13 protein-coding genes and 1 tRNA gene are annotated in these 14,632 nt (G+C 53.6%); 8 read left to right on the top strand and 6 right to left on the bottom strand.

The window, feature by feature from the left end; translation table 11 throughout:
- Positions 1 to 14: 14 nt before the first annotated feature.
- Positions 15 to 3,065, top strand: a complete 3,051-nt coding sequence (locus tag MIB40_RS01870; RefSeq protein ID WP_249690110.1) for an efflux RND transporter permease subunit — start codon at positions 15 to 17, stop codon at positions 3,063 to 3,065.
- A gap of 44 nt (positions 3,066 to 3,109) precedes the next feature.
- Here the strand turns inward: MIB40_RS01870 and MIB40_RS01875 are convergent, their stop codons facing one another.
- Both MIB40_RS01875 and yrfG read right to left on the bottom strand, forming a co-directional pair.
- On the bottom strand, positions 3,110 to 3,508 hold the full coding sequence (locus tag MIB40_RS01875) for an RNA-binding S4 domain-containing protein (protein ID WP_249690112.1): 399 nt from the start codon (positions 3,506 to 3,508) through the stop codon (positions 3,110 to 3,112).
- Positions 3,509 to 3,517: 9 nt separating this feature from the next.
- Positions 3,518 to 4,174, bottom strand: coding sequence for a GMP/IMP nucleotidase (gene yrfG, locus MIB40_RS01880; protein ID WP_249690114.1), 657 nt, complete (start codon positions 4,172 to 4,174; stop codon positions 3,518 to 3,520).
- Positions 4,175 to 4,406: 232 nt separating this feature from the next.
- Between yrfG and MIB40_RS01885 the strand changes: the two genes are divergently transcribed.
- From MIB40_RS01885 to MIB40_RS01900, 4 genes are all read left to right on the top strand, one after another.
- On the top strand, positions 4,407 to 5,621 hold the full coding sequence (locus MIB40_RS01885) for a cation:proton antiporter (RefSeq protein WP_249690116.1): 1,215 nt from the start codon (positions 4,407 to 4,409) through the stop codon (positions 5,619 to 5,621).
- A 123-nt stretch (positions 5,622 to 5,744) separates the two neighbouring features.
- Positions 5,745 to 6,296, top strand: a complete 552-nt coding sequence (gene nudE / locus MIB40_RS01890; protein ID WP_249690196.1) for an ADP compounds hydrolase NudE — start codon at positions 5,745 to 5,747, stop codon at positions 6,294 to 6,296.
- A 48-nt stretch (positions 6,297 to 6,344) separates the two neighbouring features.
- Positions 6,345 to 7,154 carry a 3'(2'),5'-bisphosphate nucleotidase CysQ gene (gene cysQ, locus MIB40_RS01895; RefSeq protein ID WP_249690118.1) on the top strand — a complete coding sequence of 270 codons (810 nt, stop codon included), beginning with the start codon at positions 6,345 to 6,347 and terminating at the stop codon, positions 7,152 to 7,154.
- Between the two features lie 115 nt (positions 7,155 to 7,269).
- Positions 7,270 to 8,013 (top strand): flagellar brake protein, encoded by a 744-nt coding sequence (locus tag MIB40_RS01900; protein WP_249690120.1) that lies wholly within the window; start codon positions 7,270 to 7,272, stop codon positions 8,011 to 8,013.
- A gap of 97 nt (positions 8,014 to 8,110) precedes the next feature.
- On the opposite strand, the gene MIB40_RS01905 is transcribed toward MIB40_RS01900, so the two are convergent.
- Positions 8,111 to 8,195, bottom strand: a tRNA-Leu gene (locus MIB40_RS01905).
- Between the two features lie 81 nt (positions 8,196 to 8,276).
- Positions 8,277 to 8,627 (bottom strand): hypothetical protein, encoded by a 351-nt coding sequence (locus MIB40_RS01910; RefSeq protein WP_249690122.1) that lies wholly within the window; start codon positions 8,625 to 8,627, stop codon positions 8,277 to 8,279.
- 112 nt (positions 8,628 to 8,739) lie between these two features.
- Between MIB40_RS01910 and MIB40_RS01915 the strand changes: the two genes are divergently transcribed.
- On the top strand, positions 8,740 to 10,422 hold the full coding sequence (locus tag MIB40_RS01915) for an adenylate/guanylate cyclase domain-containing protein (RefSeq protein ID WP_249690123.1): 1,683 nt from the start codon (positions 8,740 to 8,742) through the stop codon (positions 10,420 to 10,422).
- Positions 10,423 to 10,480: 58 nt separating this feature from the next.
- Positions 10,481 to 10,741 (top strand): hypothetical protein, encoded by a 261-nt coding sequence (locus MIB40_RS01920; RefSeq protein WP_249690125.1) that lies wholly within the window; start codon positions 10,481 to 10,483, stop codon positions 10,739 to 10,741.
- 109 nt (positions 10,742 to 10,850) lie between these two features.
- On the opposite strand, the gene MIB40_RS01925 is transcribed toward MIB40_RS01920, so the two are convergent.
- Positions 10,851 to 12,299 carry an OmpA family protein gene (locus MIB40_RS01925; RefSeq protein WP_249690127.1) on the bottom strand — a complete coding sequence of 483 codons (1,449 nt, stop codon included), beginning with the start codon at positions 12,297 to 12,299 and terminating at the stop codon, positions 10,851 to 10,853.
- Positions 12,300 to 12,648: 349 nt separating this feature from the next.
- Here MIB40_RS01925 and MIB40_RS01930 point away from each other — a divergent pair, with 349 nt between their 5' ends.
- Positions 12,649 to 13,416, top strand: coding sequence for an SDR family NAD(P)-dependent oxidoreductase (locus MIB40_RS01930; RefSeq protein ID WP_249690129.1), 768 nt, complete (start codon positions 12,649 to 12,651; stop codon positions 13,414 to 13,416).
- Here the strand turns inward: MIB40_RS01930 and MIB40_RS01935 are convergent.
- Complete coding sequence (locus tag MIB40_RS01935; RefSeq protein ID WP_249690132.1) at positions 13,413 to 14,558, bottom strand: MalY/PatB family protein; 1,146 nt, start codon at positions 14,556 to 14,558, stop codon at positions 13,413 to 13,415. The two genes, MIB40_RS01930 and MIB40_RS01935, sit on opposite strands and share 4 nt — an antisense overlap.
- Positions 14,559 to 14,632: the final 74 nt, after the last annotated feature.

Genomic DNA, 14,632 nt, shown 5'->3' on the forward strand with positions numbered 1-14,632 from the left:
CGGGGGAGCTTTGCATGAAGTTGCCCCAGCTGGCAGTCAGTAATTATCAATTTACCCTGGTCGTGGTGCTTCTCGGTGTCGTGCTCGGTGTGGTGTCGCTTTTGACTATGCCTAGATCCGAGGATCCCCAGGTGACGTTGGCGATGGCGGATGTGATCGCGGCCTACCCGGGAACGACCCCGCAGGATATGGAAAAGCTGGTGGTGGACCCGATTGAGGAAACCCTCAATGCCCTCGATGATGTCAAGGAGATCAAAACCCTGATCGAGGATGGCCTGAGTGTTACTCATATTGAGTTCCATGACCTCGAAGATCCCGAAGACTATTACGACGATGTTGTTCAGGCAATGGCGCAGGTGCGGGATCAATTACCCGAAGATCTGTTGCGTCTGGAAGCACTGCGTATCTCTCCATCGGATGTCAATATCATGATGGCAGCCTTGCTGTCAGAGGAGGTGCCATACCGGGATCTGAAGCGTATGGCCGAACGGCTGGAAACTCGTCTTGAAGCCAGCCCCGGAGTAAAGCAAGCGGATGTCTGGGCGATTCCGGATCAGCAGGTGCAGATACGGGCTGACCTGCAAAAAATGGGGCATCTGGGGATTTCGCTGGATGACCTGCTGGATGCGGTGCAAGCTGCGGCTGTAAATGTTCCCGGTGGACATGTAGATGCCGGCAAGCGTCGCTTTACGGTGCGTACCAGCGGCGATTACAAAAGCGTCGAGGACATTCGCAGCACCACCGTAAAAGCGATTGGTGATCATATTGTTTTTGTTGGTGACATTGCCGAGGTCGAGTTTGCTGACGCTGATCCTACCTATGAAGCCCGGGTAGATGGCAAGCGCGCAGTGTTGGTTTCGGTGGCGCAGCGCGATGGCACCAATATTTTTAATGTGGTCGAGGGGTTACGCAAAACGCTGGCAACCTTCGAACAGGAATTACCACCGGGAGTGACCGCCGAGGTAGTCTTCGACCAGACCGATAGCGTACAGAAAATGGTCGGCGTGTTAACCGGTAACCTGCTTCAGGGCTTGGGGCTGGTTGGGTTGGTGGTATTGCTGGTGCTCAGCTTTAAGCAAAGCCTGATTGTCGTGCTGGCGATCCCGATTTCGATGATGATTGCCATCGGCTGGATTGATGTGGCGGATTTTGGCTTGCAACAGATGACGATCGCCGGATTGGTTATCGCCCTGGGCCTGCTGGTCGATAACGCCATTGTGATTACAGAGAATATTGGCCGATTACTGCGCGAAGGGCAAAAACCCTTACAAGCGGCTATTAATGGCACCAGTCAGATGGGGTGGGCGGTTGCCAGTGGTACGGCAACGACGCTGCTGGCCTTTGTACCCATGCTGATGCTGGAAGGGCCAACCGGGCAGTTTATCCGTTCGTTGCCGGTCGCGGTGGTGTTGACCCTTACCGCCTCCCTGCTGGTTGCCCTGACCTTTACGCCATTGTTATCGAGCCGGTTTTTGCGCCCGCCTGCAAAGGGCGGCTTTAACCTGAATCCCATTCCAAAATTACTGGCGGTAAACGCTCGCTATATTTATGAGCCTTTACTGCGATTGTCCTTAGGCTTCCCTTTTATACTGCTGGCAATAGCACTGGCTATCTTTGCCTTCAGCCTGACGTTTTTTGAAGCCGTAGGTGTGAGCCTTTTTCCGAAAGCGGAAAAGCCGCAATTTATGGTGGATGTTCGCCCTCCCGATGGCACCAGTTATGACCACACCAGAGACTTCGCATTGCTGGCCGAACAGCGATTGGCCAGTTTACCGGAGGTCAGCAGTGTCACAACCAATATAGGACGTGGAAATCCGCGGGTTTATTACAATCTGAGGCCGAAGCGGGAAACGCCCAACTACGCCCAGCTGTTTGTGCAGTTTCATCAACATGAGCAATCCAATGTTGCGGCCGTGGTAGAACAACTGCGCGACGAGTTTAGAGAGGTTCCTGGGGTAGAATTTGAAATTAAAGAGTTTATGCAGGGGCCTCCTCTTGATGCCGCGGTAGCGATCTGGATAGTTGGAGACAATATTGAAACCCTGAAAGCGTTAAGTTCCAAAGTGGAAGCCGCAGTGGTTGCCGAACCTGGCACGGTCAATATTGATAATCCAACAGGTAATTACAAAACTGATCTGCAGGTTTCCATTAATAAGGATAAAGCCGGGCTACTGGGCATTCCGTTGGTTACCATCGACCGTACGGTTCGGACTTCGCTGGTGGGCAGTACCGTGGGAAACATGCGCGATGACCTGGGAGACGAGTACGATATTATCGTTAAGTTAATTGATAGTGATAAACCCTCACTTGATGATTTTGATCGAGTGACTGTGACCGGTGTTGGAGGCGCAACTGTGCCATTGCGTCATGTGGCCAATATGATGCCGGTTCCCGGCCAAACCAGCTTTCGGCATTTAAACCTGGAGCGAACAACGCTAGTGTCCGCCGATGTGGCGCGGGGTTATCAGGTGGCGGCCGTGACCGAGAATATAGCCCGGCGTCTCGATGCCCTGGAGTGGCCAGCGGGGTATGGCTATCGGATTGGTGGTGAGGAACAGCAGCGGGAGGAGTCTTTTGCCGGTATTACCAAGGCCTTGCTTATCGCCCTGTTGGGAATCTTTGCGGTTCTGGTATTGCAGTTCCGTTCCTTCTTGCAACCCTTGATCGTGTTTGCGGCCATTCCGTTTGCCATTATCGGTGTTATTTTTTTCCTGCTGATAACCGGAAATACTTTCTCTTTTATGGCTTTTATCGGTTTCAGCTCATTGGTGGGAATCGTGGTTAACAACTCAATTATTCTGGTCGACTATGCTAACCAGTTGTTGGGCCGTGGTTATTCGGTACATGAGGCAGCGCTGGAGTCGGGTAAAACCCGTTTGATCCCTATTTTGTTAACCACCCTGACGACGGTGGGAGGGCTATTACCGCTGACCCTGTCATCCAGTACGCTGTGGGCGCCTCTGGGATGGACTATCATCGGTGGCCTGATCTCCTCCACCATGCTGACCATTTATGTGGTTCCGGTGCTCTACAAACTACTCACGCCAGAGCGCAGTGACGCATAATGCCAGGCTTCTTGGCGGGGCGTCTTTGAATGTTCAGAGACTTGTTACTGTTCTTGTTGGTGGAAGTGCTTGATATCCCGGCGCTGTTTCTTGGTCGGCCGGCCTGCGGTAGCGGGTGAGTTACCTTTGAGGGCTTTGCGCTGCGCGGCGGCCTCTTCGCGTTTTTGAATACTCCCTTCACTTTCCCGGTACAGCAACTGGGCTTCGGGGGCTCCCCGTCTTTGTTGAGAAATACTTATTATTTCGACCTCGCGATCATCCCAGCCGTGGCGAATCTGCAGTTGATCTCCCACTTTGGGTTCTTTGCTGGGTTTGGTTCGGGTTCCGTTGTAATGCACCTTGCCCCCTTCGATGGCCTGTTTGGCCAGAGCTCGGGTCTTGAAAAAACGGGCGGCCCATAACCATTTGTCGAGTCGAGCTTTGCTGTCGGTATCTTGCGGCATAATCAGGGGTTACTCGATGGGTAAGAGTTCGGTGAAGTCGTTGACGGAGGCGAATTCCTCGGTGTCCTTGGGTCCTCCCTGGCTATCCGGATGACTGATCGCGATCAGTTCGGCAATGCCCCAGCGTTTGCCGCTGCGCAGCACGGGCAAGCTGTCATCGATAAACAGGGCACGCGCCGGATCCAGACCTATATCGGCTTTTAATGCCAGCCAGAATTCCGGATGTTCCTTGGCAAAGCCGTATTGATGAGAGCTGATCATATGGTCGAAATACTGAGCCAGGGACGCTTTTTCCAATTTTAACGACAGGCTTTGCTGGTGAGCGTTGGTGATCATGACCACGCGCTTGCTGGAGCGATGCAGGGCAGCCAGAAAATCTTCAGCCCCCGGGCGCAAACTGATCAGGTGAGCGAGCTCGCGTTTCATGGTCAACATATCCAGCTTCAGTTCCTGTTGCCAATAGTCCAGGCAATACCATTCCAGCTGCCCCATGCGATCCTCGAAGCGTCGATAGAGTTCCTCCTTGGCTTTTTCGATGGGTAGCTGATATTGGCGAGCGTAGTGGCTGGGCACATGTTCCAACCAAAACCGGTTGTCAAAATGCAGATCCAGCAGAGTGCCGTCCATATCGAGCAGGACGGTATCGATGGTATTCCAGTCAATCATGGCGTCTTGTTCTTTTAAGCTCTGACCGTGCAGTATACTACGCGAGTCAGGGATGCCTATTGTTGAAGCTGTAAAAGAGAAAAGATCGTGTATTTCCCGGGTTGATCAGACAAGTGTCGCCCGCCTGCAGCCTGCAGCCTGAAGCTATAAAAAGTGTAGCTTGAAAAAGTTTAACCATAAAAGTTCAGCCATAATAAAGCGCAGATCGATAAGCATAAGAGGGAAATCCAGTATGTATGAAAAATTGGCGTTATTGGCGGGGTTTGTCCTGCTCTACAGTTCAATCGCTGGAGGGGTTGAGCGAACCTGGATCAGTGGTCCGATGATTTTTACCTTCTTTGGTTTGCTGATCGGGCCTTTTGGTCTGGATGTGTTTAGCTGGCAGTCGGATGGTGAAACGCTGCGTTTGCTCGCCGAATTGACCCTGGCGTTGGTGCTTTTTACGGATGCCGCCGGGGCCGATATGAAAGTATTGAAAAAGACCTCGTCTTTGCCCATGCGGTTACTGCTGATCGGGCTCCCGTTGACCATTGTGCTGGGCTTTGTCGCCGGTGTCTTGCTGGTCGATAGCTTATCGCTGTTCACGCTTGCCCTGCTAGCTACCATGTTGGCTCCAACGGATGCTGCACTCGGCAAAGCCGTCGTTACCAATGAGTCGGTTCCCGATAATATTCGCCAGGGTTTGAACGTGGAAAGCGGGCTCAACGATGGTATCTGCGTACCTATCTTGTTTGTCTTCCTGGCCTTGGCGCTGGGTAAGGCAGGAGATCAGGGGCCCTGGGTTCTAGCCATTCATCTGGTAGTCGAAGAGATCGGCATCGGCCTTTTGGTGGGTCTGGCGCTCGCTTTTGTAACGGCGAAGTTACTGCTGTTTGGGCAGCAACGTGGTTGGGTCAGCCATACCTGGATTCAGATTCCGGTGGTGGCGTTGGCTTTGAGCTGCTTTGCTGTGGCCCAGTCTTTGGGTGGCAGTGGTTTTATTGCGGCGTTTTGTGGGGGCATGCTGTTTGGTGTATTAACCCGGGATCATCGGGATACGCTGTTGTTAGCGGCAGAAGGCACAGGAGATACCCTTGCCCTTCTGACCTGGGTATTGTTTGGTATTGTGGTGGTTGGTAAAGCGCTGGGCAATTTCAGCTGGATGATCCTGTTGTATTCGATACTCAGCCTCACCCTGATTCGCATGCTGCCAGTGTTTTTATCGCTGGCGGGCACAGGGATGGATACATCGAGTAAGCTCTTCGTCGGCTGGTTTGGTCCCCGAGGTCTAGCCAGTGTGGTGTTTGGCGTGATCGTGGTTAGCAGTGGTTTGCCCAATAGTGGTCCCATTGCGATGACCGTCACCTGCACTGTCCTGCTGAGTATCATTCTTCATGGTATGAGCGCTTCGCCTCTGATTCAGTTGCTTGGCCGAAAGCGGGACCATATTAATACTAAAGCCAGCTGAGCAGAGTGGGGTGTATTGCCTGTCGAAGCGTCTGGCCTGATCAGGGCTTTTCAATCCTGGACGGTGCTATTTGGTGTCAGCACCGTCTATACTCGAGCGCCAACGGAATTTCAATCGCAGGAGATGGGCTTGTCTACACCCAAGGTATTGAACAAAAAGGAAGTGGCAAGGACCCGGTTGTTTCGTATTGAAGAGATGAACCTTCGCTTCAGTAATGGGGTGGAGCGAACATACGAAAGGCTGGCGGGTTTTAATTCGGGGCATAGCGCGGTCATGGTAGTGCCCCTGCTGGACGATGAGCGCTTCGTCATGATCGAGGAGTACGCAGCCGGCACCGAAGATTACCAGCTTAGCCTGCCCAAGGGATTGGTAGAGCCGGGAGAGGATCTGCTCGACGGTGCCAATCGAGAGCTGATGGAAGAAGCCGGCTATGGGGCCCGCCATCTGGAACGATTAACCGAGCTAACCCTGTCGCCTAACTACATGACACATCGTATGCAGGTTGTCATCGCTCGGGACCTGTATGAAAAGCGCCTGCAAGGCGATGAACCCGAAATGCTCGGGGTGCACATTTTTCGTTTTGACCAGCTGTCCGAACTGGTGCAGCGACCGGACTTTACCGAAGCGCGAGCCATGGTGGCGCTCTTTATGGCTCGCGATCTGCTGGGGCAATAACCGGCGGATTGCTATTCGCCAGAACTTTTATTCGATGGAAACTGCACTATGCAACTAACAGATTTATTACCCGGTGTGCGGGACATTGCAATACGCGCCGGAGCCGAGATCATGAAGGTGTATCAGCGTGAAGATCTGGGTGTACAAACCAAGCAGGATGATTCGCCCCTGACCCAAGCGGATTTGGCGGCCCATGACGTCATCGTCCAGGGGCTGGCGAAGCTGTATCCAGGTACCCCGATCCTGTCGGAAGAAGATGCCAATATCGCCTGGGAAACCCGTTCGAGCTGGGATCGTTACTGGCTGGTGGATCCTCTCGATGGCACCAAGGAGTTTATCAATCGTAATGGGGAGTTCACGGTCAATATTGCCCTGATCGAAAACCAGCGAGCAGTGCTGGGTGTCGTCTATGTGCCTCCGACGAAGGTGTGTTACAGCGGCATTCTCGGCCAGGGGGCGACCGTGGAGCGTGATGGTGTCAGTGTAAAAATGGCATCACGTGCGTTTGAGCCCGTCCAGGGGATCATCGCCGTTGCCAGTCGTCGACACCGCGGGGAGCAACTCCAACATTGCCTGGATCGCTTGTCGGCTCTGGGGCCGCTGACCGATACCAGCATGGGTAGCTCATTAAAATTATGCCTGGTAGCCGAAGGTAAAGCCGATATCTATCCCCGCTTGGCGCCTACTTGCGAATGGGATACCGCCGCCGCCCAGGCCGTGGTTGAAGCCGCGGGTGGTCAGGTGCTGGATGCTGATTTTAAACCGCTGCGTTACAACACCACATCCGAGTTATTAAATCCCTGGTTTTATGTGGTGGGAGACCCCGCTATCGATTGGAAACAGTTACTGAGCCAATAAGGCTCCGTTCAAGACCGGGCCCTGAATGCCGATAACTATTCTGTGCACGGGGTATCGGCTACCCTTAGGAACATGATTGCCCTCAGGGCGCACGAGAAAACGGGAGCCACCCGATATGCTCAATTGGTTATTCAAGCGAGATCAGCTTAATGAGGCGCATCAGCAGCGCGAAGAAGGGCGGGCCTTGCTCAAGCGATTGAGCCAGAACCACACCTTTATTGAGGTCACCCCTGAAGCCAGTGATACCGGCTATCGCAGCCTGATACTGGCAGTCGAGGAGGACAGCATCCTGCTGGACGAGTTGTTTCCTGGCGCCGACAATTTGAAGCTGAGTCCGGGTCGGCGTTTCGATATAGACTGCCGTGAAGGCGGTTATAACATCAGTTTCTCGGCCGTCTTATTATCTGAAGAACAGAATGATGATATGCCGGTGTATCGCTTAACGGTGCCCGATTATGTCGAGCATCACCAGCGTCGAGCGGCGTTCAGGGTAAAGGTACCGGCCGCCTCGCGTATGACCGTGATGCTCAGTGGCTTCGGTGGGGCTGCGGTTAGCGGCGTGATCGTGGATATTTCATCCAATGGTGTTCGTGTAAACGTAGGCGGTTTGCATCCCGAAGAATTGGATGCGGGGACCCTGGTGTCCGATGCCCGTTTTACATTGCAGGATGAGCGTATTAAATGCCAGCTGCAGATCTGTAACAGCAACTTTATCCGCCGGCCTTACGCCCATACTCAATTAGGTTGTGAGCTACGCAATGTGGATACCGCGACGCAAGCGCGCCTCGACCGTTATATCGCGGGTTTGCAGCGGGAACAGCGCCGAGTGCTTTATCAGCAGGACATAGACCACGAGTAAGCAGCCGGTTTTATTGTGCGGCGGTATACCGAGGCTAAAAGCGGGTATGCTGAAAACGAAAAAAGGGAATCGCGATGCGATTCCCTTTTTCTTGATATGGTGCCGAAGGGGAGAGTCGAACTCCCACACCCGAAGGCACAGCGACCTGAACACTGCGTGTCTACCAGTTCCACCACTTCGGCAAGTGGGCGCCATTATATAGGGGGCGCTTGCACTGTCAAGCCCAAATTGTCGGGAGCCGGTAAGCAGCGGCTGGCGTACACTCAGGGTTGTTGTTGCTCAATGGCGGGCGCCTGGGGAACCGACAGGAAACCATAGCGATAAAAACCGCTTTGGGTCACCACGCTGAATAGCAGCCAGGCGGTGAGTAGCAAAATGCCACCTTTAACCCCCCAGCCGGCGGGTTTGGCCTTACCCTCGTCATTGGAAAAAATACCGGTATACATCAAATACAAGCCGACCAAAGGACTGATGGCAAACGAGGCGAGCAGGGCCACGTACTTGTTACGGTGCAGGGGAACTGATTTGTATTCCTCGTAGTGCACCGGCTGCAGCAGACCTTTGAAACTCAGTGCTTCGCGTTTCGGGGTTTGCTGCGGTTCTTGTTGATCCATGGATCACTCCTTGTACGTTGTCCGGAACGGGTATTCTAATGCCGGCAGGCTAAAGCGGGTAGCCGTAGATACCGCTATGCTGACAGGATTGCACGCACCAGGGAACCGAAGCATGACGTTGATGATGTGGGAGCGAAACCTCAGGTTAGGCTCGGCGCTGATAGTAGCCTGTTTTGTTTGCCTGCATCTGGTCAATCACAGTCTGGGCCTGGTGAGCCTCGATGCCATGGAAAGCATGCGAACCGGACTGGCCAGATTGACCCACAGCTGGCCCTGGCTGATCCTGTTTTATGCGGCGTTGGCCACGCATCTGTTGCTGGCCTTTGTCGCCTTTGCGCGACGAAAAAGCTGGAATATGCCCTGGTGGCAGAAAACCCAATACCTGTTGGGGCTTTGTGTGCCTCTGTTATTACTGCCCCATATTATCGGTGCGCGCCTGACACCAGCCCTGCTGCCCTCGGTGGAAGGGGGGTATGAGTGGGTATTGGCAACTCTCGGCAATGTCGAGGGTTTGATGTTTCGCCAAACCTGCCTGCTGTTACTGGTGTGGGGGCACCTGACCATGGGCCTGCATTACTGGTTGCGAATTCGCGCTGGATATCGCCGCTGGTTGTTGTTGTGGCAGACGTTGGCGTTACTGTTGCCTATTCTGGCACTGCTCGGGTTTTACCGGGCCACAGCCGATATTGGTGTCGTAGATCTGGCTATTCGTTGGCAGCAGGTGTCGTCAGGATTCGACCCGCAAGTGGCGATGATTGCCTCGACTCGGCAGTGGTTAGAGGGGCTCTTTTGGTTGAGTCTGGCGATTGTGGTATCGATCCATGTTGTTCGTTTATACCTCCAGACCAAGGGTACCTCTATTCAGATTGAGCACCCGTTGCGAGGAACGCTTCGGGCCGCGCCGGGCATGACATTGCTGGAACTGCTAAGACAGCAGAGGGTGCCCCATTCGGCGGTTTGCGGCGGACGGGGACGGTGCACCACTTGCCGGGTTCGGGTCACCAATGGAGGGGAAAATCTGGCACCGCGTTCGGCACAGGAACACCGGGTGCTGGAAAGCATCGGTGCCGATGAGTCGGTGCGTCTGGCCTGTCAGTTGCGGGTAACAGACTCGATGGCTATCGAACCCTTGTTGCAACCCGGAAGTGGCTTACATCGAATGGATCGCCCGGGCGGGGTGGCCGGGTTTGAGAAGCCGGTGGTGGTCTTGTTTGCTGATTTACGGGACTCCACGGCTCTGGGCGAACAACGCCTACCCTATGATGTGGTGTTTATTCTCAATCAGTTTTTTGCGGAGTTGGCGCAGGCCCTGGAGCAAACCGGAGGTCATTATGCTCAGTTCAATGGCGATGGTTTGATGGCTCTCTATGGGGTTGAGGGTGACTATGGTGACGCTTGCCGTGACGGCTTGCGTGGAGCCCTGGCTATGCAGGCGGGACTTGATAATCTGAATAAAAAACTCGCCGCCGAATTGTCTCAACCACTGCGTATGGGTATTGGTTTGCATTGTGGTGATGCCATTGTCGGCACCATGGGACCTCCCGCGTCTCCTATATTGTCCGCAGTGGGAGACACCGTGAACAGTGCCGCACGGCTGGAGCAGGCCAGCAAATCGATGGCAAAGGCGCTGGTGATATCGGTCAGGTTGTTGCAGCAGGCCAGTATTCCATTTGAGGAATCAATGGTGGAGCACATCCCTGTGCGGGGGCGTCAGGAAGAACTGGCCGTGGTTGGTATCTCCGCTGAAGAGACGATGTGGCTCGATTTGCAACAGCAACTTGCCGAGAAACCATAGCAAAGAATAACGACCTCAGAGGTGCCTTAAACAACAGTATGACCAGAGCGCCGGGGAAGTGGCCGAAATTACCAGCAGAATTATTAACTGGAAATCTCTCAGTAGCATTAGTCCAGACTGTCAGGAGCAGTTGAGTCAGTTGTCGCAACCAGTCAGCGAGATGCCAAAATTGATCGCCGAGTCGCGTCGATTTAACGTCGTTGATGACGAACAGCGGGCCCAGGCTTTTATGGCGCTCAGCGGTAGTGTGGGGATAACGATAGTGGCGGCTCAGGTGGCGATGACCGCCATGACCAGTTTTTCGTCAGTCATGCTTTGAGTGCTTGAAAACCCTTTTGGACAGAAATTTCCACCTGGATACAGAGCCATCATCGACGAGGTCGCCGGACAGTCGTAAAGGATAAAAACGACTGTCCGGCTGTATGGATTTAGTGTTTATCTGAACGTAGTACTAACTCCACGCGCCGGTTTTCTTTTTGTCCTGCTTCGTTCAGGTTGCTGGCGACAGGTGAGTATTCTCCGGCGCCCCGAGCCGACAATTGCGATCGCTTTATAGCGTGCTGCTTGGTCAATACCGAATAGATTTTTTCCGCGCGCTTTTGGGAAAGCTTCTGGTTGTAGTCAGCATCACCCTTGTCATCGGTGTGCCCAATCACATAAAACAGTTTGTTGGGTTGGCTCTTGATGTACAAGGCAATCTGCTCGACTACCGGGTCGGATTCGGGCAGCAGTTGGTCGCTGTCAAATTTAAACAGCAAACCCTCCAGAGCGATATGACCGGTGGTTTCGATGGCGTTGGTAATGGCGTCAACATCGACCGCGAGTCGCTCATTGTTTAACTCGCTGGCCTCGACGATATGAAGGTTGGCGGCCAAGGATCCAGCTGATCCGATGACATAAATGGTGGCCCAAAGCTTTCCTGTGGGTTGGTCGAGAATCATCAAGGAGTAGTGTTGGTTTTTATCTGAACCGACGCCGCGCTGAGCATGAATCTGTTGCTTAAATTTTTTCGTTTTTCCGCAGGCTTTGCCTTCGCAATGTGCGGTTTCAACGAAGCCTGCTTGTCGCAAGGCATTGCGATAGTTTTCGAACACTTCGAATTCTGAGTATTCCCGTGGGATCGCATACCCGAGAAGTGTGGTTTTTCCGTTGGCGGTAATGGTGCCGTGTTTTTTACCTTTGGGATCAATCTGGGCGACCAGTGTGTTTTTGTCGAACCCCAATGACTGGTAGTCGAGTAATTTACTGCCCGGAATGCGACTGACCAGCGGATGGTCGGAAGAACCCTTGGTGTCTTTAAAACCAATTTCGGTGTAGTCAAACGTGGGAGGTTGTTCGAGATAATCACTGTTAACGCTGACCAGATCCAGGGGTTCTGGTTGTTCGGTAATAACGTCCAGCTGCAGTCCATTGCCTTTTGCCCAGTTTACCAACATTAGTGAAACGTAGTGTTGTTGTCCGGCCTGGGTGAACTGCGCGGTGATGATATAGGGGTTACTTTTCTGAATGGTTTTTAGCGGTTTGATATAAGAGAAAATGGTTTTGTAGTTGCCACATTGCTTCTCGCCCTTGCAGCTGAATAAAATTTTTCCCTGCTTTGACTCGATCGCCTTTAAATAGTTTTTATAGATGGTTTCCAGGCTGTGGGCGTTGGAAATTTCATAGTACTGACGAGACAGGTGTCCCCCCAGCATCAGGGTGTCAAATGATGTCGCTTGTTTGGCAGTAATTATGTCGTAGCGATCATAATGGCGTATCAGGGACTCTCTGATTTTTGAGTCCGGATAGGATGAAAAGAGCGTGTCAGCACTGCTCATCTGGGTGGCGCTAAGACAAAGGGCACCCAGCAGCATCGTTACATACTGGCGTATTGGCATAATAACTCCATTTATTATTGTGGCCGCCTGTTGCTGTTGGATGGCGAAGAACGCTACAAACAGAAGGTCAGGTGTTTGAGGGAAGCTAGTGTATGACGCGGGGCTGTGTCAAAACGCAACTCTGAATCTGTGAGTTCTGTACCGGTGCTTTGACGAGAGCGACCGTTACCCTGTGAGTCTCTCGTTAACCGGAAGGCACCGTGTGGACGCTACAGATTATTGATTCCACGAATGGAGTGTTATTTCCGGCGGGGCGGTTCATAGGTCCGGGTTCGGGGTTGGGTTAGCATCGCTGGTATCGCAATGATGACTGGCCAATAAAGAGCCCCAATAATAACAGGAGAGCAATATGTCAGATTTTAACGACCAGGTGGTATTGATCACGGGCGCTGCCAACGGCATTGGTAAGGTAGCCGCGCAGCAATTTGCGGCGCGGGGTGCCCGTCTTGCCCTGAGCGACATCGACGGGGATTTGGTGGCCTCGGTTGCTAATGACTTGCGAAGCCAGGGTGCCAACGTCTTCGATGCCCCCTGTGATGTCACCGATCCTGTACAGGTGCAGCAATTTGTTAAGGGGACCATCGATCAGTTTGGTCGCCTCGATGTTGCGGTCAATAATGCCGGTGTCGAGCTCAGCCATGCCAAACTGGCCGAGGTTACCCTGGAGGCGTTCGATACCACCATGGCGGTCAATGTGCGCGGGGTATTCCTTTGTATGCAGCAACAGATTCCCCAGATGGTCAAACAGGGTGGCGGGGTAATTCTTAACCTGTCATCGGTAGCGGGCCTGGGCGGTGCGCCGACCATGTCCCATTACGCGGCGAGCAAACACGCGGTGATCGGCCTGACCAAATCGGCAGCGGCGGAATACGGTAAGAACAATGTCCGGGTTAATGCCCTGTGCCCTTTTATTACCAAAACCGACATGCTGGAACGTACTCTGGCCTTGATGCCCGATCGGGATGAGGCTCTGGCTAAACTGACGGCACCGGCACCCTTGCGGCGGGCGGCCAGTGCGGATGAAGTGGTGAGCGCATTGATGATGGCGTGCCATCCCGACAACAGCTTTATGACCGGCGCCGAAGTCAAAGTGGACGGCGGCTTTACCGCAGTTTAAGCCTGCCGTTGTTGTACCGCGCGACGAATTCTGGATACGGCCTCTTCCAGCGTCGCGCGGGGGCAACCAAAGTTCAGGCGCATAAAGTGGTCATTGCCGAAATCCTTCCCGGGCGACAGGCCCACTCCCGCCTGTTCGAAGAATGCCATTGGGTTATCGAGTGCCAATGTCCCGATATCAATCCAGGCCAGGTAGGTGGCGTCGAACGGATGCAAGGTCAGACCGGGAATGCGATTGATGGTATCGATCAGGTAATCCCGGTTGCCTTTTAAATACTCGAGCTGTTGCTGATTCCATTCTTCACCATCGCGATACGCCGCGAGTGCGGCGGTCAATCCCAGCAGGTTGACTTCGGGCACGATGCCTTTCATCACTCGCTTGAAGCGTTGGCGTAGTTTGGCATCAGGAATGATGGCAAAGGAGCAGGCGAGGCCGGCAATGTTATAGGTTTTGCTCGGTGCCATCAGAGTGATGGTGCGCTGCGCCAGCTGAGTATCGAGTGAGGCCACTGGAATATGTGATACCCCGGGCTCCAGAATCAGGTCGCAGTGGATCTCGTCACTGCACAGTATCAGGTCGTGGCGATCGCAGATTTCAATCAGGTGTTGCAGTTCATCGAGCCGATAACAGGTGCCTCCCGGGTTGTGCGGATTACAGAACAAGAGCAGTTCGCTCTCGCTCGTAATGCTTTGCTCCAGCTGGTCGAAATCGATAATCCAGCGGCCGTTATCGAGCAGCATTGGCAGGGTGACCAGCTGGCGATCGGATAGCTTGGGTGCCGACATAAACGGCGGATAGACCGGCGTTGGCGTAATCACCTGGGTGCCCGGTTGGCCCGTCGCCCGGCAAGCGATATTGAGCCCGCAGACCATACCGGGCATCCAGACCAGCCAATCGGGATCGATGGACCATTGGTAGCGCTGTTGCAGGCGCTGTTGCAGTACCTCGATCAGTTCATCCGCGACCAGGGTATAGCCGAAAACCCCGTGGTCGATGCGTTGGTGCAATGCCTCGATGATGGCTGGTGGGGACATAAAGTCGGTGTCGGCGACCCACAGCGGTAGAATATCCTGCTCGGAATATTTCTCCCACTTCATACTCTGGGTCTGGCGGCGGTCGATTGGGTGGTCAAAATTGTGCATCGGGGTTCCGAAATAGTTCGCTCAGGGCATTAATGTTTATGGTAATCAGTTGAACGAGTTGTCGCCAGCGTCTG

The sequence above is a fragment of the Aestuariirhabdus haliotis genome, from assembly GCF_023509475.1.
Taxonomy (GTDB): Bacteria; Pseudomonadota; Gammaproteobacteria; order Pseudomonadales; family Aestuariirhabdaceae; genus Aestuariirhabdus; species Aestuariirhabdus haliotis.

Excerpts from the sequence above, each read along its gene's own strand:
- yrfG (WP_249690114.1), bottom strand. The coding sequence starts at position 4,174 with ATGATTGACTGGAATACCATCGATACCGTCCTGCTCGATATGGACGGC.
- MIB40_RS01870 (WP_249690110.1), top strand. The coding sequence starts at position 15 with ATGAAGTTGCCCCAGCTGGCAGTCAGTAATTATCAATTTACCCTGGTC.
- MIB40_RS01915 (WP_249690123.1), top strand. The coding sequence starts at position 8,740 with ATGACGTTGATGATGTGGGAGCGAAACCTCAGGTTAGGCTCGGCGCTG.
- nudE (WP_249690196.1), top strand. The coding sequence starts at position 5,745 with ATGGGCTTGTCTACACCCAAGGTATTGAACAAAAAGGAAGTGGCAAGG.
- MIB40_RS01925 (WP_249690127.1), bottom strand. The coding sequence starts at position 12,299 with ATGCCAATACGCCAGTATGTAACGATGCTGCTGGGTGCCCTTTGTCTT.
- MIB40_RS01885 (WP_249690116.1), top strand. The coding sequence starts at position 4,407 with ATGTATGAAAAATTGGCGTTATTGGCGGGGTTTGTCCTGCTCTACAGT.
- MIB40_RS01875 (WP_249690112.1), bottom strand. The coding sequence starts at position 3,508 with ATGCCGCAAGATACCGACAGCAAAGCTCGACTCGACAAATGGTTATGG.
- MIB40_RS01910 (WP_249690122.1), bottom strand. The coding sequence starts at position 8,627 with ATGGATCAACAAGAACCGCAGCAAACCCCGAAACGCGAAGCACTGAGT.
- MIB40_RS01900 (WP_249690120.1), top strand. The coding sequence starts at position 7,270 with ATGCTCAATTGGTTATTCAAGCGAGATCAGCTTAATGAGGCGCATCAG.
- cysQ (WP_249690118.1), top strand. The coding sequence starts at position 6,345 with ATGCAACTAACAGATTTATTACCCGGTGTGCGGGACATTGCAATACGC.
- MIB40_RS01930 (WP_249690129.1), top strand. The coding sequence starts at position 12,649 with ATGTCAGATTTTAACGACCAGGTGGTATTGATCACGGGCGCTGCCAAC.
- MIB40_RS01935 (WP_249690132.1), bottom strand. The coding sequence starts at position 14,558 with ATGCACAATTTTGACCACCCAATCGACCGCCGCCAGACCCAGAGTATG.